At 70.4% G+C, this 20,198-nt stretch carries 17 protein-coding genes; 3 read left to right on the forward strand and 14 right to left on the reverse strand.

What is annotated here, in order from left to right; genetic code table 11:
- Positions 1 to 43: 43 nt before the first annotated feature.
- Both DNK54_RS08605 and DNK54_RS08610 read left to right on the forward strand, forming a co-directional pair.
- On the forward strand, positions 44 to 1,213 hold the full coding sequence (locus tag DNK54_RS08605; protein ID WP_204164482.1) for a sensor histidine kinase: 1,170 nt from the start codon (positions 44 to 46) through the stop codon (positions 1,211 to 1,213).
- An 11-nt stretch (positions 1,214 to 1,224) separates the two neighbouring features.
- Positions 1,225 to 1,851, forward strand: coding sequence for a response regulator (locus DNK54_RS08610; RefSeq protein WP_110207014.1), 627 nt, complete (start codon positions 1,225 to 1,227; stop codon positions 1,849 to 1,851).
- Here DNK54_RS08610 and DNK54_RS08615 read toward each other — a convergent pair.
- The 9 genes from DNK54_RS08615 to DNK54_RS08655 form a co-directional block, all read right to left on the reverse strand.
- Positions 1,835 to 2,707, reverse strand: coding sequence for an ATP-grasp domain-containing protein (locus tag DNK54_RS08615; protein WP_110206574.1), 873 nt, complete (start codon positions 2,705 to 2,707; stop codon positions 1,835 to 1,837). The genes DNK54_RS08610 and DNK54_RS08615 overlap by 17 nt on opposite strands.
- Entirely contained in the window at positions 2,704 to 3,525 is an 822-nt protein-coding gene (locus DNK54_RS08620) for an SGNH/GDSL hydrolase family protein (protein WP_110206575.1), read from the reverse strand. Before DNK54_RS08620 ends, DNK54_RS08615 begins: the two co-directional genes overlap by 4 nt.
- Positions 3,526 to 3,663: 138 nt before the next feature.
- A complete protein-coding gene (locus DNK54_RS08625) occupies positions 3,664 to 5,121 on the reverse strand; it encodes a TadE/TadG family type IV pilus assembly protein (RefSeq protein WP_110206576.1) in 1,458 nt (485 codons plus the stop codon).
- A complete protein-coding gene (locus DNK54_RS08630; protein ID WP_110206577.1) occupies positions 5,118 to 5,540 on the reverse strand; it encodes a TadE/TadG family type IV pilus assembly protein in 423 nt (140 codons plus the stop codon). The genes DNK54_RS08625 and DNK54_RS08630 overlap by 4 nt, the downstream gene beginning before the upstream one ends.
- A 65-nt stretch (positions 5,541 to 5,605) precedes the next feature.
- The gene (gene narI / locus DNK54_RS08635) at positions 5,606 to 6,343 is read right to left on the reverse strand and encodes a respiratory nitrate reductase subunit gamma (protein ID WP_110206578.1); all 738 of its coding nucleotides are present in this window, start codon (positions 6,341 to 6,343) and stop codon (positions 5,606 to 5,608) included.
- Complete coding sequence (gene narJ / locus DNK54_RS08640) at positions 6,340 to 7,056, reverse strand: nitrate reductase molybdenum cofactor assembly chaperone (protein ID WP_110206579.1); 717 nt, start codon at positions 7,054 to 7,056, stop codon at positions 6,340 to 6,342. The genes narI and narJ overlap by 4 nt, the downstream gene beginning before the upstream one ends.
- Complete coding sequence (gene narH / locus DNK54_RS08645) at positions 7,053 to 8,726, reverse strand: nitrate reductase subunit beta (protein WP_110206580.1); 1,674 nt, start codon at positions 8,724 to 8,726, stop codon at positions 7,053 to 7,055. Before narH ends, narJ begins: the two co-directional genes overlap by 4 nt.
- The gene (locus DNK54_RS08650) at positions 8,726 to 12,436 is read right to left on the reverse strand and encodes a nitrate reductase subunit alpha (RefSeq protein ID WP_110206581.1); all 3,711 of its coding nucleotides are present in this window, start codon (positions 12,434 to 12,436) and stop codon (positions 8,726 to 8,728) included. Before DNK54_RS08650 ends, narH begins: the two co-directional genes overlap by 1 nt.
- Positions 12,433 to 13,668, reverse strand: a complete 1,236-nt coding sequence (locus DNK54_RS08655; RefSeq protein ID WP_204164483.1) for an MFS transporter — start codon at positions 13,666 to 13,668, stop codon at positions 12,433 to 12,435. The genes DNK54_RS08650 and DNK54_RS08655 overlap by 4 nt, the downstream gene beginning before the upstream one ends.
- Positions 13,669 to 13,805: 137 nt before the next feature.
- On the opposite strand from DNK54_RS08655, the gene DNK54_RS08660 reads away from it, so the two are divergent.
- Positions 13,806 to 15,392, forward strand: coding sequence for an AMP-binding protein (locus tag DNK54_RS08660; RefSeq protein WP_110206582.1), 1,587 nt, complete (start codon positions 13,806 to 13,808; stop codon positions 15,390 to 15,392).
- Positions 15,393 to 15,458: 66 nt separating this feature from the next.
- Here DNK54_RS08660 and DNK54_RS08665 read toward each other — a convergent pair whose 3' ends face one another.
- The 5 genes from DNK54_RS08665 to DNK54_RS08685 are packed head-to-tail and all read right to left on the reverse strand — an operon-like array spanning position 15,459 to position 20,137.
- On the reverse strand, positions 15,459 to 16,232 hold the full coding sequence (locus DNK54_RS08665) for an ABC transporter ATP-binding protein (RefSeq protein ID WP_110206583.1): 774 nt from the start codon (positions 16,230 to 16,232) through the stop codon (positions 15,459 to 15,461).
- On the reverse strand, positions 16,229 to 17,245 hold the full coding sequence (locus DNK54_RS08670) for a FecCD family ABC transporter permease (RefSeq protein WP_110206584.1): 1,017 nt from the start codon (positions 17,243 to 17,245) through the stop codon (positions 16,229 to 16,231). The genes DNK54_RS08665 and DNK54_RS08670 overlap by 4 nt, the downstream gene beginning before the upstream one ends.
- The gene (locus tag DNK54_RS08675) at positions 17,242 to 18,237 is read right to left on the reverse strand and encodes a FecCD family ABC transporter permease (protein ID WP_204164484.1); all 996 of its coding nucleotides are present in this window, start codon (positions 18,235 to 18,237) and stop codon (positions 17,242 to 17,244) included. The genes DNK54_RS08670 and DNK54_RS08675 overlap by 4 nt, the downstream gene beginning before the upstream one ends.
- Positions 18,234 to 19,121 carry a siderophore-interacting protein gene (locus DNK54_RS08680; protein WP_110206585.1) on the reverse strand — a complete coding sequence of 296 codons (888 nt, stop codon included), beginning with the start codon at positions 19,119 to 19,121 and terminating at the stop codon, positions 18,234 to 18,236. Before DNK54_RS08680 ends, DNK54_RS08675 begins: the two co-directional genes overlap by 4 nt.
- Positions 19,118 to 20,137, reverse strand: a complete 1,020-nt coding sequence (locus tag DNK54_RS08685) for an ABC transporter substrate-binding protein (protein WP_204164485.1) — start codon at positions 20,135 to 20,137, stop codon at positions 19,118 to 19,120. Before DNK54_RS08685 ends, DNK54_RS08680 begins: the two co-directional genes overlap by 4 nt.
- Positions 20,138 to 20,198 lie beyond the last annotated feature (61 nt).

The following is a 20,198-nucleotide window of genomic DNA, read 5'->3' on the forward strand; positions in this document are numbered from 1 at the left end:
GGATGACGCGTCGCGCGGCCGCCCGGCACTACGCTCGGTGACCGTGACCGCCGATCGTCTGCTGCCCCGGGCCGCCTCGCTCGAGCTGTGGCTGCACGTCTCGGTGCTCGCCCTGCTCCTCGCCTCGACCGTGCGCTACCTGACCGCGCACGGCCTGGGTGACCTGGGTGCGCCCATCCTGCTGACCGCGGCCGCGTTCCTGGTGGTCTGGTTCGCCCGCCTCCCGGGCCGCTGGACGCCGGCACGGGCGATCCTGGTGGTCGTCCTCTTCATCGCGTTGGCCCTCCTCGCCCCCTCCTTCTCCTGGCTGGCCGCTCCGGTCGCCTTCCTGGTGATGAGGGATCTCAGTCTGGGCTGGGCGACGGGTTCGCTCACGCTCATGGTCGTCGCCGTCTCCGCCAGCTGGACGCGGGTGCGCGGCGATCTCGACCCCACGGTCCTGGTCGGGCCGTTGTGCCTGACGGTGCTCACCGTCGTCTGCTACCGCACCCTGGCTGCCGAGGCGCGGGCTCGCCAGATGCTCCTGGACGAGCTGCGCGACGCCCAGGCCGATCTCGTCGCCGTCGAGCGCCGGGCCGGCGCACTCGCCGAGCGGGCTCGGCTCTCCCGCGACCTGCACGACTCGGTCGCCCAACACCTGACCAGCATCAACCTCCTCTTGCAGGCCGCCGAGCAGGACTGGGTGCCCCGCCCCGCGTCAGCGCGCGCCCACGTCGCGCAGGCGGCGGTCTCGAGCCGGGACTCGCTGGCCGACGTACGGCGGGTGGTCAGCGACCTGGCACCCGACGGGGTGGAGCCGAGCGCACACCTCCGTCGCCTCCTCGACGAGGTCGTCGCCGCGCAGCCGGGGCTCCGTGTCGATCTCGCCGAGCACGGCACCGCGCCCCGCGCCGTACCTACCGAGGTGGCGCAGGCGCTGGTGCACACCGTGCGGGGAGCGCTCGCCAACGTGCGCGACCACGCCGCCACGGACCGCGCCTTCGTGACGCTCACCTGGGACGATGGCCAGGTGCTCCTCGACGTCGGCGACCACGGCCGCGGCTTCGACCCGCGAGCCCGCCCCGAGCGGCGTCTGGTGCCACGCCGTGGACACGGGATCCACGGCATGCAGGAGCGGATCACCCGTCTCGGCGGCCACTTCACCGTGGAGTCGGCCCCCGGCGACGGCACCGCCGTCGCCGTCTCCCTTCCCTTGCCCCAGGAGATCGCGTGACCACCGACCGGATCGTTCGCATCGTCCTCGTCGACGACCATCCCGTCGTGCGTGCCGGCGTACGCGCGCTCCTGGAGGGGCAGCCCGACCTGACAGTGGTCGGAGAGGCCGTCGACCTCCCCTCCGCGCTCGCGACGATCGGCGCCACGCATCCCGACGTGGTGCTGATGGATCTCAACCTGGCCGGTCGTGAGGGCGGCGCTGAGGTGACCCGCCAGGTCCGTGCCCTCCCCGAGCCGCCGGCCGTGCTGGTGCTCACCACCTACGACACGGAGGCCGATGTCCTGGCCTCCATCGACGCCGGCGCGGGCGGCTACCTGCTCAAGGACGCGCCGCCCGAGGATCTCTTCCGGGCGGTACGCGGGATCGCCGCCGGCGAGACGGTGCTGGCGCCGTCGGTCGCCGCCACCCTGGTACGACGCTCCACCCGTCCCGCCGACGCGCTCACCGAGCGCGAGGTGGAGGTCCTCCGGCTGTTGGCGGCCGGGCTGGCCAACAAGCAGCTGGCGCGCGAGCTCCTCGTGAGCGAGGCGACGGTCAAGAGCCACCTCGCCCACATCTATACGAAGCTGGGCGTCGACTCCCGGGCCGGGGCGGTCGCGAAGGCGATCGAGCAGCGCATCATCCGGGCGAGCTGAGCTCTCCGAGCGCCAGGTCGGCGAACGCGTCAGCGTTGCCGGGCAGCTGGTCGAGATAGAGCCCCGGCTCGGTGACCTCGAGTTCGCTGACCGCGAGGGTGCCGTCCGCCAGCCGCATCTGGTCGACGCGGGCGTAGGGCAGCCGGCGACCGAGCAGCTCCTGGGCGACCTCGACGCAGGCGAGCGCCAGAGCGCCGTGCCCGGCCGTCACCTCGGCAGCAACGGTGTGGCCGCCGTACTGCTCGTGCACCCGGATGTCGCCCGGAGCGGGCATCTTGCGGGCCGCCGAGACGACGTGACCGCCGAGCACATAGACCGACCACTCACCCTCGGTATGGATCGACTCCACCAGGGGCTGCACCACCCACGGCCCCATCTCCAGCGCCGACTCGTCGAGGTCGGACGGCCCACCGGCCTCGAGATCGAAGACCACGACACCTCGACCACCCGCGGCCGTACGCGGCTTCACGACGGCGCGACCGAACTCCGCAACGGCCGCAGGCAGCGACTCCTCGCCGTCGACGACGACCGTCGGCACCACCGGGACGCCCGCCTCGGCCAGCGCCGCCAGATAGGCCTTGTCGGTGTTCCAGGTGAAGACTCCGGCGCCGTTGAGCACTCGGGCGCCGGCGGCCTCGATCCGCTCCGCCCAGCCGAGGAACTCCTCCACGCGCGCGTCGTAGTCCCAGGTGGCCCGGACCGCCACCAGGTCAGCGGCCGCCCAGTCGACGTCGTCTGCGTCCCAGGCGACCCAGCGCGCCGACGCGCCACGGCGGGCGAAGGCGTCGACCAGCAGCTGCCCCTCAGGCTCGCCGTCGGGCAGGGCGGCACAGGTCACCAGCAGGATCTCGGTCACCTGAGGAACCCTACTGGCGCGTGATGCCCGAAGGGTACGGCGTCACGCAGCCCGAGCGCGGCCAGCACGGACGGCAGCATCGCCTTCGCCGTCCGCTTGTAGCCCAGCGCGGAGGGGTGGAAGCGGTCGAGGCTGAACATCTCGTCCGGGTTGGTGATGAAGAACGGTCCCACCACGTCTGCCAACGACACCGCATAGGCGCCGCAGTCGAGCGCGAGCTCGCGCTGCGCGGCGGCCAGCTGCCTGGAAGCACGGGCGCCGAGGGAGCGCAGCGGCTGCGGCACCGGACGGAGCATGCCGAGATCCGGGCAGGTGCCGACGACCACGGCGGTGCCGCGCTTCTGGAGGGCGGTGATCGCCTCCCGCAGATGCTGCAGCGACTCGGCCACGGGGACGCGATGGGTGACGTCGTTGCCGCCGACGACGATCACGGCCACGTCTGCCCGATAGTCCGGCGGCAGCACGGCGATCTGGTCGGCCACCATCGACGACTCGGCGCCGACGACGGCGCCCGTAGTCAGCCGCACCGAGCGCAGGCTGGCCTTGGCGAGCCCCTTCGCCAAGCGCGCTCCCAGGGTGCCCTTGGGCGTCTCGGCCCCGAGCCCGGCGGCGATGGAGTCACCGAGCAGGAGGAGCTCCACGGGCTGCCCGTAGGACGGCTTGAAGACTTGGTCGGCGTACGGCGCCTCCTCCCCCAGCGGTTTGCCGATGGCCGTGCGGGCGACCCGCGCCTGGTGGCGCAGGAGCTCACGGGAGCCGACGACGAAGCCCACCGCCGCACTGCCGAGCACCGCCAGGAAAACACGCGTCCGACCCATGTCTTTCGTTCCATCACGGTCGGGCGACCCGCATCCGTCCGCCGGGTGGCGAACAGATGATCAGTGCGCGGCGGAATCCGGGCAGCCCACCTCAGCACGTGAAGGCTCGGTCAGGCCATGACCTTCGTGAACCCGTGCTCAGGGCAGTCGGAGCAGCCGGATCCCCTGCCCGGCCGCGCTGATGGCCGAGGTGAAGAGGCTCGCCATGTCGTCACCGCTCGCGGCACAGTAGAAGTGGTCGCCGTCGCTGTTCTCGGCCGCGCGGAGGGCGACCGTGGTGCAGGCGTTGTCGGCATCGCTGGCCGCCCCGGTGGAGTCGACCGAGGCGGCCTCGGCCAGCACCGCGGTCACTCGACGCGCGTTGCCCGAGCGCTTGTCGCCGTCGCACTCCAAGGTGCCGAGGTTGTAGGCGACGGTCACCACCAGGATGCCGGCCGCCTTGGCGCGCGTGGCCACGTCGAGAAAACGCGAGCACGCGGTGTTGCCGTTGCTGCCTCCACCGGGCTCACCGGAGCTGGCAAGGTCGACAGCCGCGCTGTTGAGCGTCTCGTTGGGCTGCCCATCGGTCTCGAAGAGCAGCACCTTGCGGGGCGTCCCGGCCCGTGGCGGCAAGCTCCGGAGGTTGTTGGGGTCGAGCCCGAGCAGGTAGCGGGCGGCCGCCTTCATCGGCGCGGCGAGATGGGTGCCGGTGCTTGAGGAGGAGCTGCCGAGGCAGTTGACCGCCCTGACCAGCGGACTGCTGACATTGAGGGTCGCGCCGGCCCCGGTGACGTAGTCGGCGGTGAACGGCACGGGGACCCAGGGACCGCTCGTCGCGCTGGTGCTCGGGGCCACCGCGCACGAGGGCGTGCCGGTGCGGCTTCTGCCGATCGTGCCGAGGGCGACGTACTGCTGAGCGGGCGTCATGGTGCGCAGGGTCGCCAGGATCCCCGTCGTCATGGCGCTCACGTCCGCGGCGCTCATGCTGCCGGTGCGGTCGGCGACGATCGCGATGTCCAGCGGGTTCGGCGCCACTGTCCCGCACGCTCCCTTGCAGGCGACCGAGACCATCGAGCCGGTGCTGCCCTCCCTGATGTCGCTCACCGGCGCGAAGACGAAGGGCACGACCTTGCTGTCCGCCACGCGGATCGTGTTGCAGCGGTCGCCCTCGCGCGGATCGCAGGGGATCGCGCAGTAGCGGGTGTTGCAGCGCAACGCGGGATAGGTCCCGTTCGTGTACGGCGGCGGCCCGGGATCGCAGGTCGACGGCACCTGGGTGGCGTCCACGAGACCGGCAGGCGTCGGTGCCACCACACACCAGAAGTCGATCGTCGGCCGCACGTCGGGATCGTTCGCAGTCGCGAACCGGCGGGCCGCGTCCTCGGCCGCAACCCCGTCGCCGGGGAGGTGGTAGGCACCGGCATGCGCGGCAGCGTCCAGGGTGTCGTGCAGCTCCTGTCGCTCGTTCACCAGCTGGGAGATGTCGATGGAGAGCGCAGCAGCCATCATCAGCAGCGACATGAGCACCGCCACCAACAGCGTCGTGGCACCTGCGTCCCGACCGCGGGAGGCGCCGGGCACCTCGGAGCGCGTCGTCCCGACGGCGAGCCGCCTCATTCGATCCTCATCTCCGCGGTCTCCGACAGCGTCAGGCTGTCGCCGACGAGACTGGAGATCGGCGTGACCAGCTCGTGCCGGTAGGTGACGGTGACGATCGCCGTGCCCCCGGAGGCCGCGCCGGCCGCGAAGGAGGCGCAGGCGGTCCCGGCCGGCGTGCGACAGCCCACGGTCACGGTCACCGCATCGGCGGGCAGCGAGGTGAGCACGCGGCGTACCACTGCCTCGACCTGCGTGGCGTCGGGATTGAGGCTCGCCTCCCGGGCTCCCTCACGGACCGCGTTGTTGACGAGCGTGTCGCGATTGATCGCGATCCCGAAGTCGACGATGCCCATCACCAGGCCCATCAGGATCGGCACGACGAGGGCGAACTCCAGAGCAGCGGCGCCACGCTCGCGACCCGCACCTGATCGGTCCATGCCCTCTCCCTCCGGCTACCTCATCGGCACCCGGAGGGTCTACCTGCGAGGAAACCCGGGAACGGTCAGGAAGCCTGGTCCCAGCCTCGGCGTGGGCGCCGGGAGCCGGGCTGCGCGGTCGGGCGCCCGTCGCGGGACCGGTAGACGATGTAGGGCCGGGTGAGATAGCCGAGCGGTGCGCTGAAGACGTGCACCAGCCGAGTGAACGGCCAGAGCGCGAAAAGCAGCATCGCGGCCAGGCCATGGGCCTGGAAACCGAACGGTGCCTCCGCCATGAGCTCCGGGTGCAGGTCGCCGCGGAAGATGCCGCGGAACCAGACCGAGACGCCCTCGCGGTAGTCGTACTCCCCACCGAGGTTGAGGATGGAGCCGGCGATCGTGTTCCAGATGCCGAGGCAGATCACCACTCCCAACACGGCATACATGACCTTGTCCATGCGCGTGGTCGCTGAGAAGACCGGGCCGACCAGTCGACGGCGCAGCACCAGGATCACCAGCCCCGCGACTGCGGCCGCGCCGGCCAGCACGCCCCCACCGACGGCGACCACGTGGTAGGCCTCGTCGCTGATCCCGAGCTCCTCGGTCCACGACTCCGGGATCCCCAGGCCGAGGACGTGCCCGAAGAAGACGCCGATCATCCCGAAGTGGAAGAGAGGGCTGCCCAGGCGCAGCCACCTGTCCTCGTAGAGCTGCGAGGAGCGCGTCGTCCAGCCGAACTTGTCGTAGCGGTAGCGCCAGACGTGGCCCACCACGAAGACGGTCAGACAGACGTAGGGAACCACGACCCACCAGAAGTCGGTCATCGAAGCCTCCTCGGGCTCTCCACCCGCCCCGGGCCGCGCGCGGCGAGGGTAGGCATCGGCAGGTCGACCGGCCCTCGTGCCTCGGCCAGCCTCGCGTCGAAGGCCGGGGTGCCGTACGGCGTCAGCCCCACCTCCTCGTCGGGCGGTCCCTGCTCGGCCAGCCGGCGCACCGCCTCCTGCTCATCCCCGCGCAGTGCGGGCAGCGTCGCCGTCACGGCTACGACCGCCCCGGCCCACGGCGACTCGGCCTCGACCAGCGCCATCCGCAACAGCTCGAGCCCGGCACGATGATCGAGGAGCAGCTGTCGTCCGACTGCGAGATCCACGCATGCCCCGAACTCCAGCACGACGCACAGGTGGTCGGGGAGCTCCTCGTCGCCCAGCTGCACGCCGGCCGCGAGGTAGGCCTGCTTGAACCGCAGCAGCGCCATGCCGCGCTTGCGGGTGTCGCCGTGCTGGAAGTAGGTGAGGAACAGGTTGTGACGGCGGCGTGTGTCGAACGTGTCGACGTACGACGCCTGGAGCTCGGTCGGGTCGCCCGAACGCAGGTGCTCGAGCACCGCGCCCAGCGGTTCGGCGAAGGTCGCCGGAAGCTCGGGCACGGTGCGCGCCACCGGGTCGAGGTCGACCGCCCCCGGATAGTCGAGCAGCAAGGACGCGCACTGCCAGGTCGCTGCCACCACGCGGTCGTCGGGAGTACGCCGCCGCCTCACCGCTCCTCCCCCGGCGCCTGGCCGTCGGGCCGTGGCGGGAAGAGGCCCGGGGGCGCACCCTTGCCGTCCCAGTTCAGCAGGTTGACCCGACCGCTGCCCATCGACTGCACGTCGTCGGAGGTCTGCCGAGCCTGCAGCACCGCGAAGTTCTCCACTGCGATCGGCACCGCCTGTGCCCCCGAGCCCTCCCCGAACGGGCCAGAGCCGCCCATGCCGGGTCCGCCGTCGTAGTCGAGCGAGCACTCCGTGGCGAGCTCCTCCAGTGCGTGTGCCTGCTCGACGTGAGCCTTGGGGATCACGTAGCGCTCGTCGTACTTGGCCAGCGCGAGCAGCCGGTACATGTCGTACATCGCCTCCTCGCTCATGCCCACCGCCGCCGGGATGGCGGCGTTCGGCTCCCGGCCGAGGTTGATGTCGCGCATGTAGGAGCGCATCGCGGCCAGCTTGCGCAGCACGCCGTCGACGAGCGAGACGTCGCCGGCAGTGAAGAGCTCGGCGAGATACTCGATCGGGATCCGCAGCGCCTCGATGGCTGCGAAGAGGTTGTCGGAGTCCTCGGCGTCCGACCCGGTGTCGCGCACCACGTCGACCACCGGCGAGAGCGGCGGGATGTACCAGACCATCGGCATGGTGCGGTACTCCGGATGCAACGGGAGTGCGACCTCGAAGGTGCTGATCAGCGCGTGGATCGGCGAGCGTTGCGCCGCCTCGATCCAGTCGTGCGGGATCCCGTCGCGCGTGGCAGCCCTGATCACCTCGGGGTCGTGGGGGTCGAGCAGCACCGAGCGCTGCGCGGCGTAGAGATCCTTCTCGTCGGGCGTCGAGGCGGCGTCGAGCACGCGGTCGGCGTCGTACAGCACGAGGCCGAGGTAGCGCAGCCGACCGACGCAGGTCTCGGAGCACACGGTCGGCAGTCCCACCTCGATCCGCGGGAAGCAGAAGGTGCACTTCTCCGCCTTGCCGGTGCGGTGGTTGAAGTAGACCTTCTTGTAGGGGCACCCGGAGACGCACATCCGCCACCCGCGGCACCGGTCCTGGTCGACGAGGACGATGCCGTCCTCCTCGCGCTTGTAGATGGCGCCGCTCGGGCAGGACGCCGCGCACGACGGGTTGAGGCAGTGCTCGCAGATGCGTGGCAGGTAGAACATGAAGGCGTCCTCGAAGGAGCGCTTGACCTCTCCAGAGACCTTGGCCAGCACCGGGTCTCCCGCCCAGGTGGCCACCGAGCCGCCGAGGTTGTCGTCCCAGTTGGCCGACCAGGAGACCTTCATGGTGCGTCCGCTGATCAACGAGCGCGGCCGAGCCACCGGGGTGTGCTCCTGGGCAGGGGCGTTGGTCAGGGTCGCGTAGTCGTAGGTCCACGGCTCGTAGTAGTCGTCGATCGAGGGCAGCAGCGGGTTGCTGAAGATGGTGGCCAGCTTCTTGAGCCGCCCCCCGCCGCGCAACGTGAGTCGTCCACGCTTGGTGAGCGTCCAGCCGCCACGCCACCGCTCCTGGTCCTCGTAGCGGCGGGGGTAGCCCTGCCCGGGCCTCGTCTCGACGTTGTTGAACCAGACGTACTCGGTGCCGGCCCGGTTGGTCCACGTCTGCTTGCAGGTGACCGAGCAGGTGTGGCAGCCGATGCACTTGTCGAGGTTCATCACCATCGCCATCTGGGCCATCACGCGCATCAGTAGGTCACCTCCTGCGACCGTTTCCGGATCACCGTCACCTCGTCACGCTGATTGCCGGTCGGTCCGATGTAGTTGAACGCCCACGACAGCTGCGCGTACCCGCCGATCAGGTGCGACGGCTTGATCAGCAGACGGGTCAGCGAGTTGTGGATGCCACCACGCTTCCCCGAGCTCTCGGCCAGCGGTACGTCGATCAGTCGGTCCTGCGCGTGGTGCATGTAGACCGTGCCTTCCGGCATGCGGTGGCTGACGATCGCCCTCGCCACCACGACGCCGTTGCGGTTGACCGCCTCGATCCAGTCGTTGTCGGCCACGCCGATGCGGGTGGCGTCGGCCTCGCTCATCCAGATCGACTGGCCGCCGCGGGAGAGCGAGAGCATGAACAGGTTGTCCTGGTACTCCGAGTGGATCGACCACTTGTTGTGCGGTGTCAGATAGCGCACGGTGAGTCCCTCGGCCGCACTGCCCGGCGGCGAGACCGAGCCCAGCTCCGGCTCCGCGAAGAGCGCCGCCATGTTGAGTGGGGGCCGGTAGACCGGCAGCACCTCGCCCAGCTCCTGCATCCAATCGTGGTCGAGGTAGAAGTGCTGGCGACCGGTGAGCGTGTGCCAGGGCTTGAGCCGCTCGACGTTGACGGTGAAGGGCGAGTAGCGGCGTCCCCCCGACTCCGAGCCGGACCACTCCGGCGAGGTGATCACCGGGACGGGCGCGGCTTGGGTGTCGGCGAACGTGACCTGCTTGCCCTCGTGCTCCGCGGCCAGGTCGTGCAACTGCTTGCCGACCCGCTCCTCCAGCTGCTTGAAGCCCGCCGTGGCGAGATGGCCGTTGGTGGTGCCCGACATGGCCAGGATCGCCTCGCACATGTGGACGTCGGTCTCCAGCTTGGGGCGGCCGTCGCCGGCGCCGCCACGGGTCTCCCCGTTCTTGGCACGCAGGTGGGAGACCGGACCGCTGAGGTCGAAGGTCACGCCCTTCGTCGTCGCGCCCAACGTGTCGACCAGAGGGCCGAGCGACGTCATCTTCGCTGCGATGGCGCCGTAGTCGCGGGTCACCTCGACAAGCTTGGGCATCGTCGTGCCCGGCACCGGGTCGCACTCGCCGGTGCGCCAGTCCCTGACGAGACCGTGCGGGTTGGCCATCGCGTCGGGGGTGTCGTGCGAGAGCGGCACCGCCACCACGTCCCGCCTGATCCCTAGGCGTGGCGCGGCGAGCTCGGAGAACTTCGCCGCGATCGCCTTCCACGCGTCCCAGTCGGTGCGGCACTGCCACGGCGGCGCGATGGCCGGATTGAAGGAGTGCACGAAGGGGTGCATGTCGGTGCTGGAGAGGTCGTGCTTCTCGTACCAGGTCGCGGCCGGCAGCACCACGTCGGAGAAGAGGGTCGTGGACGTCTGCCGGAAGTCGAGGGTGAGCAGCAGGTCGAGCTTGCCGACCGGCGCCTCGTCGTGCCAGCGCACGTCACGCGGTCGCATGCCCTCCGGAGCCTCGGTGGCCCGGACCGAGGAGTCGGTGCCGAGCAGGTGCTTGAGGAAGTACTCGTTGCCCTTCGAGGAGGAGCCGAGCAGGTTGGCCCGCCAGATCGAGAGCACACGAGGGAAGTTCTCCGGGGCATCCGGATCCTCGCCGGCGAAACCGAGGGTGCCCGCCCGCAGCTGCTCGACGACGTACTCGCCGACCGGGCGGCCGGCGGCCTCGGCCTCCTCGGTGAGTGCCAGGGGGTTGCGGTCGAAGGTCGGGTACGACGGCGCCCAGCCCATCCGCGCGGCCTTGGCGATCACGTCGGCGGTGGCCAGGCCGGCGAAGCTGCTCGCGTCATGAGCGGCGAGGGTGTCGGCGCTGAACTGGTCGTAGCGGAACTGGTCGGTGTGCAGGTACCAGTAGACCGTCTGGTTCATGTTGCGCGGTGGCCGCGACCAGTCCAGTGCGTTGGCGACCTGGTTGTAGCCGGTGATCGGCCGCACCTTCTCCTGGCCGACGTAGTGTGCCCAGCCGCCGCCGTTGACACCCTGGCAACCGGTCAGGGTGGTGAGGGCGAGGAAGGCGCGGTAGATCGTGTCGGAGTGGAACCAGTGGTTGGTGCCGGCTCCCATCAGGATCATCGACCGGCCTCGGGACTCCTCGGCGTTGCGTGCGAACTCCGTCGCGATCCGAGTCGCCGCGGCCGCCGGCACGCCGGTGATCGGCTCCTGCCACTCGGGGGTGAAGTCGGCGTACTGGGCCAGCAGCAGCTCGAAGACGGTCGTCACCCGATGCCCGCCGACCATCCGGGTCGGCACCGAGGCCGTCCGGCTGGTGGGAGCGCCGTCGAGGTCCCCGAAGAGCGGGAGCTCCACCTCGACGGTCTCGCCGTCCAGGCGCAGCAACGGATCCACCCCCTCGAGGTCGAGGTTCCACGCGCCTTTGCCGGACTCCCCGAAGCGGTGACCCAGCGACCCGTTGGGCACCACCGGCTCGCCGGTGGCGGAGTCGAGCAACACGGTGCGGAACGCGGCGTTCTCCCGGTGCTCCGCCCACGGAGCCGAACCCTCCCCGGTGATCGAGCCCTCCCCGGTGACCGAGCCCTCCCCGGCGACCGAGCCCTCCCCGGCGATCGAGCTTGTCGAGATCAAGTCCTCCGCAGTCAAGAACTTCCCCGGTCTGCCACCGTCCACCTTCACCAGGTACGGCAGATCGGTGAAGCGCTTCACGTAGTCGACGAAGTACGGCACCTGCCGGTCGAGGAAGAACCGCTGCAGGATCACGTGCCCCATCGCCAGCGCCAGCGCTCCGTCGGTGCCGGGCCGGACTGCCAGCCAGTCGTCGGCGAACTTCACGTTGTCGGCGTAGTCAGGAGAGACCGCGACCACCTTCTGGCCGCGATAGCGAGCCTCGGTCATCCAGTGGGCGTCCGGCGTCCGGGTGACCGGCACGTTGGAGCCCCACATCACGAGGTATCCGGCATCCCACCAGTCGCCGGACTCGGGCACATCGGTCTGGTCCCCGAAGACCTGCGGCGAGGCGACCGGCAGGTCGGCGTACCAGTCGTAGAAGCTGAGCATCGAGCCGCCGATGAGGTGCATGAAGCGCGCCCCCGAGGCGTGCGAGACCATCGACATCGCCGGGATCGGCGAGAAGCCCGCGATCCGGTCCGGCCCCCACCTTCCGATCGTGTGCACGTGGGCGGCGGCGACGATCTCGACCGCCTCCTCCCAGGTGGCACGCACCAGGCCACCCTTGCCGCGGGCGCTCTTGTACGCCGCCGCGCGCTCCGGGTGGTCGACGACGTACGACCACGCCTGGAGCGGGTCACCACCGTGCTGGCGCTTGCCCTCCCGATAGAGCTCCAGCAGCACTCCGCGGACGTACGGGTAGCGGATCCGGGTCGGCGAGTAGGTGTACCAGGAGAAGGCGGCACCGCGGGGACAGCCGCGCGGCTCGTACTCGGGGCGGTCGGGGCCGGTCGAGGGGTAGTCGGTCTGCTGCGTCTCCCAGGTGATGATCCCGTCCTTGACGTAGACCTTCCACGAGCAGGAGCCGGTGCAGTTCACGCCGTGGGTGGAGCGCACCACGAGGTCGTGGCTCCAGCGATCCCGATAGAAGTCGTCGGCCTCACGGCCGCCCTTACGATGCAGGCTGCGCAGGTCGCTGCTCACCTCCGCCCGGGTGAAGAAGCGGCGGGACCCGACCAGCACGTCGCTGAGGGCGCTGTCCAGACCGGCCTTGCTCACGCGACACTCTCCTCACGGTCGTCGATCAGATGGCGGACGCGGGTCAGCGTCAGCAGCAGAGTGAGGGCGGCGGTGATCGCCAGCATCCACAGGCCGATCGCATAGGACTCGGTCCGGCCGTAGATGTAGCCCATGAGCAACGGCGGGGCGAAGCCGCCCAGCCCACCGGCCGCGCCGACCAGACCGGTCACGCTGCCCACTTGGGCCGGGTCGGTCGCCTGCGCGATGAGAGCGAAGGTGGCGCCGCTCCCGGCACCCAGCGCGGCGGCCATCACCAAGAAGGCGGCGGTGCCACGGATGTCCATCGGCGGATTGGTGGCCGCGACGCCCGCGCAGACGGCGATCACAGCGAAGCAGCCGGCGAGCACACGCACGGTGGAGAACCTGTCGCAGAGCCAACCGCCGAGTGGCCGCATGATGACCGCGACGGCCACGAAGCCCGCCATCCGGTTGCTCGCATCCGCCGCCGTCAGCCCGTGTGCGGTCTTCAGGTAGGCGGGCAGGTAGACGGAGAACGCGACGTACCCACCGAACGCGACGGCGTACAGCACGCCCGCCTGCCAGGTGATCGGCAGCTGGACGGTGGCGCGCATCCGGGTCAGCATGCTGGTGGTCGGCACCTGCCGGCCCGGAGCGTCGCGTAGCACCACCCACGCCAGGACCGCGTACGCCGCAAGTGCCGCGGCGGCGAACAGGAACGGTGCCCGGCGGCCCACGCCGTCCCAGATCGCGACCGTGGTCAGCGCACTGACGGCGGTGCCCACCATGCCGGCACCGAAGATGCCCGTGGCCAGGCCGCGCTTCTCGGGCGGGAACCAGGCGTTCACGAAGGGGACGCCGACTGCGAACGTGGTGCCGCCGAGGCCGAGGAAGAAGCCGCCGACCAACAGCAGGTCGTAGGAGTCGAGCGCAAAGAAGGCGAGGAAGAGCACCGGGATGACCGTCGCCGCCGACACCGCGGGGAACATCACCCGTCCGCCGAACCGATCGGTCAGGGCGCCCATCACGATCCGGCCGAGGGAGCCGACGATCACCGGCACCGCGACCAGCAGTGCCACGTCGGACTCCGTCAGCGCGCCGAGCTCCCCGGAGTCGCGGTACTTCGGGCCCAACGGACTGAGCAGCGCCCAGGCCCAGAAGTTGACCGCGAAGCCGAGCGTGGCGACAGCCAGCATCATGTTCGGCGAGCGAGTCGCCGAGCCTTCTTGAACACGTCCTCCCAGACCGCTCATGTCACCCACCATGTCGGATCGGCAGCACCCTGTCGAGAGCCGATCGGTAGGGGACGAAGGTCCTGTGCCGGTGCCCTGGGTCCCGATTCTCGGGAGTTCCTTTGCGAGAACGTGTTCTGATTTGCCACCCTGTCCCTGTGACCGAGACCACAGCCGCGCCCCGTCCCCTCACCATCGCCGACATCCTCGAGGCGATGGCCGACACCATCCCCGACCGGATCGCCGTCCAGACGATCGATCGGTCCTACACCTTCGCCGAGATCGACGAACGAGCCACGCGCCTGGCCAACCGCCTGGTCGCGCTCGGCGTGGAGCCGGGCGACCACGTGGCGGTGCACGCACCCAACCGGATCGAGTGGATCGACGCCTTCTACGGCTGCTTGAAGGCGCGCGCCGTGCCGATCAACATCAACTACAAGTACAAGCACGACGAGCTGGCCTACCTCTACGGCAACGCCGACTGCGTGGCGGCGATCATCGCTCCCGAGTTCGTCGAGATGGTGCAGGCCCTCGACCTGCCCGACCTGAGGCAGCTGCTCGTGCTCGACGACAGCTACGAGACCGAGCTGGCCGCAGCCTCTCCGGTGCGTCAGGTCACCGGCCGCTCCGCCGACGATCACTACGTGCTCTACACCGGTGGGACGACCGGCAACCCGAAGGGCGTCGTCTGGCGCAACGAGGATGTGGTCAAGGCGGCGCTCAACGCCAGTCGCTTCGGGGCACCGATCGAGTCGGTGGAGGCGCTGGCAGCCGAGGCAGCCGCGAACGAGGGCTTCCTGACGCTGCTCGCCTGCGGTCCGATGATGCACGGCGGAAGCCAGTGGATCCTCGGCAACGGCCACGTCGCCGGCTTCACCGTCGCGCTCTACACCGAGCCGAACTTCTCACCCGAGGGCATCCTCGACCTCGTGCAGAAGGCCGGGGTGAACTCCCTGACCTTCCTCGGCGACGCCATGGGTCGCCCGGTCGCCGAGGCGATCCTGGCCGAGCCGGATCGCTGGGACCTGAGCTCGCTGGTCGCCGTCTCCAACGGAGCCGCGCCGCTCTCCGACGGGGTCCGCGACGAGATCCGCAAGGCCCTGCCCGGCCGCTACATCCTCGACTCGTACGGCGCCTCCGAGTCGGGCGCCACCGGCTCCCGGATGGACGAGGGCAAGGAGGGACCTGCCGGAGCACCGAAGTTCGGAGTCGGTCCCGACGTGGAGGTCTTCGATGCGGAGTTCAGGCCGTGCCCGGTCGGCGCGGACGGGCTGCTCGGCCGCTCCGGCGCCGTACCCCTGGGCTACTACAAGGACCCGGTGAAGACGGCCGCGACCTTCAAGGAGATCGACGGTGTCCGCTGGGTGATCCCGGGCGACTTCGCCCGCCGCGAGGAGGACGGCTCGGTCACCGTCCTCGGTCGCGGCTCGGTCTGCATCAACACCGGCGGCGAGAAGGTGCACCCCGAGGAGGTGGAGGCGGTACTGCTGCGTCACGACGACGTCTTCGACGCAGTGGTCGTCGGCACCGCCCACGAGCGCTGGGGTCAGCAGGTGACCGCGCTGGTGCAGCTGCGCGAGGGAGTCGCCACCACCGAGGAGCAGCTGCGCGAGCACTGCCGGTCGCTGATCTCCAACTACAAGGTGCCGAAGCAGATCTTCTTCGTCGACAAGGTGCCGCGAACCCCGGTCAGCAAGGTCGACTACCCGGCCAGCGCCGAGCTCGCCAAGCAGCTCGTCGGGTAGGGATCGCGGAGGTCATGCGTCCGACGGGCCCCGGTCCGTCGCGCATGACCTCCGCGGCTCCGGCACTCAGCGCTCGGGCACGACCATCGGCGTTCCCGTGACCGGATCGGGCACCACGACCGCTGCCATGCCGAAGACTCGCTGGACGGTCTCGGCGGTGATCACCTCCACGGGAGTGCCGCGGGCGATGACGCAGCCCTCGCGCATCGCCACCAGGTGATCGGCGAAGCGGCAGGCCTGGTTGAGGTCGTGCAGCACCGCGACGACGGTGCGGCCAGCAGCGACGAGGCCGTGCAGCAGCCGGAGCAGCTCGTACTGGTGTGCGATGTCGAGGAAGGTTGTCGGCTCGTCCAACAGCAGGATCGGCGTCTGCTGGGCCAGCACCATGGCGATCCAGACCCGCTGCCGTTGCCCGCCGGAGAGCTCGCTGAGCAGCCGGTGCGCCAGCTCCGCCACCCCTGCCGCCTGCATCGCCTCCGCGACCGCCACCTCGTCGGCGGGGCTCCACGAGCCGAGTACCGACTGATGCGCGTAGCGTCCACGGCGCACCAGGCCCTCGACTCGGATCCCCTCCGGAGCGGTGCTCGACTGCGGCAGGAAGCCCAGCTCCTTCGCAACCTCCTTGCCCTTCCACTCCGCCAGGCGCCGCCCGTCGAGCTCGACGCGCCCTTCGCGAACCGGCTGCAGCCTCACCAACGAACGGAGCAGCGTCGACTTGCCGCAGGCGTTGGGGCCGATGATGGCGGTGAACGCCCCGGTCGGCACCTCCAGATCGAGTCCCTCGACGACCAGCCGGTCGCCGTACCCCAACCCCAGGCCTTGGGCACGCAAGCGGTTCATCGGCGGATCTCCTTCGTCAAGAGCCACAAGAGGTAGAGGCCGCCGACCCCGGTGGTCACCACGCCGACCGGCATGACGGTCGGCGCCAGGATCCACTGGGACAGCAGGTCCGAGCCGGTCAGCAGCAGCGCACCAGCGAGGGCTGCCGGCAACAGCGGTACGCCGGCCGCGCCTGCCAGGCGTCGCCCGATCTGCGGAGCAGCCAGGGCGATGAAGACGATCGGCCCCGCGACGGCGGTGACGGTGGCCGAGAGACCGACGCCGAGCAGCACCAACAGCACCCGGAGTCGCTCCAGGCGGACCCCGGAGGTGATCGCCAGGTCGTCCCCAAGGGCCGCCTGGTGCAAGGGCCGAGCGAGGAGCACCAGCGCCACGGTCAGGACAGCGATGACGGTCACGGGGGTGTCGATGTCGACCCAGTCCAGCCCGTTGAGCGATCCGGCCTGCCAGACGCTGGCAGCGATCGCGACGTCCAGCTCCGCCCGGAGGATGATCCACGAGTTCACTGCGGTGAGGATCGCCTGCACGCCGATGCCGATCACGACCAGGCGCAGCCCCGAGAAGCCGGTGCCGCTGGAGAGCAGATAGACCACCAGCGCCGCCGAGAGACCACCCGCGAGGGCGGCCAACATGATCGTTGCCTCCGACGCCGCGGTCAACGTGAAGACCAGCAGCACGCCGGTGTAGGCGCCGGCATCGAGGCCGATGATGTCCGGCGCCCCGAGCGGGTTGCGCGTCAGGTTCTGGAAGATCGCGCCCGCCAGGCCGAGCGCCACCCCGAAGACCAGGGCGGCGACGATGCGCGGCATCCGCCACTGGGTCACCGAGATCTGGATCGGTCCCTCCCCGCGCAATGCCGCGAGTACGTCGCCGGGCGGGTCCCACCCGCTCCCCCAGCACAGCGACACGAGGCCGATCGCCAACGACAGCAGCGCCAGGACGAGACAGACGAGAGCCGTGCGTACGTCGAGGCGGAGACGCCGGCCGGGAGCGACCGGAAGAGTGAGGCTCATAGCTCCATCGCTCCGTGTCGTCGGACCACCCAGATCAGCATCGCTCCACCGAGCACCGCGGTCAGCACCGCTACCGGCACCTCGCCGGTCTGCAGCAGCACTCTGGCGAGCGTGTCGGCGACGACCATCAGCAAGGGGCCGACCACCAGGCACAGCACCATCAGCCAGGTGATCGACGCCTGGGCGAAGCGGCGTACGAGGTGCGGCACGATCAGGCCGACGAACATGATCGGTCCGGCCACGGCGGTCGCAGTCGCGGCGAGGACGGTGGCCACCACCAGGGTCAGCCCCCGCACCCGGGCCACGGGCACCCCCAGCCCCTGGGCGACGTCGTCGCCGAGCATCAGCGCGCCCAACGGCCTGCCCAGCAGCAACGCGGCGGCGAGGGCGAGGGTCAACACCAGGCACGGCAGCAGCAGCGGCAACTGCTCGCGGCCGGCCAGCGAGCCGACCGACCAGAACCTGTACTTGTCGAACGTCTCGGGGTCGGTGAGCCGGATGCCGATCGACAGCCCGGCAAGCACCGCGGTGAGTGCCACGCCCGCCAGCACCAGGCGCAGCGGGTCAGCCCGGCCGACCGCCTGCACGGCAACGGCGGCCACCGCTGCGCCGACGAAGGCGATCAGCAGGGTCGGCGCCTGCCCGGAGACTCCGAGGAACCGGGTGCCCAGAACCACGGCGAACGACGCGCCGGCGGTCACGCCGAGGAGGCCCGGCTCGGCCAGTGCGTTGCGGGTCAGGGTCTGCACCAACGCACCCGAGAGGGCGAGCGCGGCCCCGACGAGCACGGCAAGGAGGGCGCGCGGCAGCCGGACCGAGCGGACCGTCAGGTGAGCCGCGTTGCCCGGCTCGGGATCGAGGAGCGCGCGAAGCGCATCCGCGCTGCCGACCCCGCCCTTGCCGACGGTCAGGCTGACCAGGACGGCGGCGCCGAGCAGCACCGACCCGACGGCAAGGGCGCGTGCAGGGATCCGGTGAGTGGTCGCGCTCACGCCTGCTCGTGGTCGTGGCCGTCGTGGTCGTGGCCGTCGTGGTCGTGGTCCTCCCGGTCGAACTCGACCTCCCCCCGCTTCCAGTAGCCCGTGACCAGCGCGTCGATCCCCTGCTCCTTCGCCCACCGGCGCAACGGCTTGATGTCGTTGGCCTCGCCTGCGGCGAAGAGGAAGACGTCGGCCGGGTCTCGCCCGATATCGAGACCCGACACGACGTCGGCGAGCCGGGAGCCCCGGTCACGCAGGTGCCACTCGACGGTGACGCCGTCCCGGACGTGCAGCGGGTAGGCGACCTCTGCTGGATGGTCGTGGTCGATCACCGCATGCACGGTGACTCCGCGTTCTTCGATCCAGTCGCCCTCGTCGAGCCAGCGGGCGAAGGCAGGCACCGCGGTGCTGTCGAGCGCGAAGAGATAGCGAGCGTAGGTGTGGCTGAACACCAGCGATCCGGGCGGTCCAGCCAGCACCGCCTCGTCGCCCACCTGCGCCGTGGTGGCCCAGTCCGAGGCGAGACCGCCAGGGTGCAGCACGATGTCGAGGTCGAGCTCGGCGGCCCCGCGATCGTGCCGCCGGATGGTGTACTTGCGCATCGACGGACTCGGCGACGGCCAGTCGAGTGCCTGCCGCTCCGGGTTGAAGACCGGGTCGCTGCGGGTGCCGTCGGGCAGCGGGAAGACGATGCCGACGTGGTCGTCGCAGGCGTAGGAGTGCAGGTCGGCCAGCTCGGGCCCGGCCACCGTCAGCCGCAACAGGTACGGCGTCACTTCGGTGCGCGCGGTGATCCGGACCGTCCGGATCTCCGTCGGGTACGGGATCCGGGCGGTTCCCCGACCGGTGGCCTGATGGGCATGGACGCGAGGACCGGGGTTGCTGCGGTCGATCATCCTTGCTCGAGCTCCTCGGCGAAGGCCTTCTCGAAGGCCTCATCGATGGCGTCCAGGGTGGTCATCGCCGAGGAGTAGGTGGCGGCCTCGCTGTAGCGGATCGGGATCACCTTGCCCGCCTTGACCGGCGCCAGGTTCTTCCACAACGGCGAGTCGAAGACGTACTGCACCGACGGCGCGACCTTGCCGTCCGGGCCGACGGTGTAGGTGATGTAGTCGGAGTCGGCGAAGCTGGCCGGAAGCTCCTCGATCGACGGGTACTCGCTCACCGTGCTGGAGCCGCCCGCGCTGGCGTCCTTGACCTCGCCCGGGTAGTTCACGCCGACGTCGCCGGCGATGTTCGTGCCCCACGATCCGGCGAACTCGCGCTGGAACTCACCGGCCGACAGGTCGCCGTACGCGCCCACGTGACCGAAGGAGACCCCGTCGAGGACCCCGGCGTACTTCGCCTTCAGCTCATCGGCCCGGGCGTAGTAGGCGTCCCGCTGCTTCTCCAGGCTGCCCTGCACACCGGCGGCCTCCGCCTGGCGTGCGCTGAGCTCCTTCCAGGAGTCCGGGACGCTGGGGCCGAGGACGACGACCGGCGCGATCTTGCCGAGGCGGTCCAGGTTCACATCACCGAGCACCGGCAGCGGCACACCGAGAATGATGACGTCGGGGTCGACCTTCTCGACGGCGTCGTAGTTGATGGAGGCGGCCGTCTCTCCCATGATCTTCTGGGTCTTCTCGTAGGCGGCGAGGTCCTCCTCGGTCATCATCGCGGTGCCGCGGCCCCACTCCGAGATGCCCACGAGCGGCGCGTCGGCCTCCAACAGGACCGGCACGGCATAGCCGGTGGCGACCACGCGCTCCGGCTTCGCGGGGATCTCCACCTCGCCGTTGTCGGCGGTGAAGGTGATCGTCTCTCCCTCGGGCTTGGCTTCGCTGTCGTCGGCCCAGCAGGCCGTGAGCGAGAGCCCGAGACAAGCAGTCACCATCGCTGCGGCGATGCGACGGGCACGGAGGCGTGAAGACATGGAGGTTCTTTCCCTAGACGAATGAGCAGGGGGAAGCGGTCGACCCGCACATCCCCTAGGT

It is taken from the genome of Nocardioides daejeonensis (assembly GCF_003194585.1).
Classification (GTDB): domain Bacteria; phylum Actinomycetota; class Actinomycetes; order Propionibacteriales; family Nocardioidaceae; genus Nocardioides; species Nocardioides daejeonensis.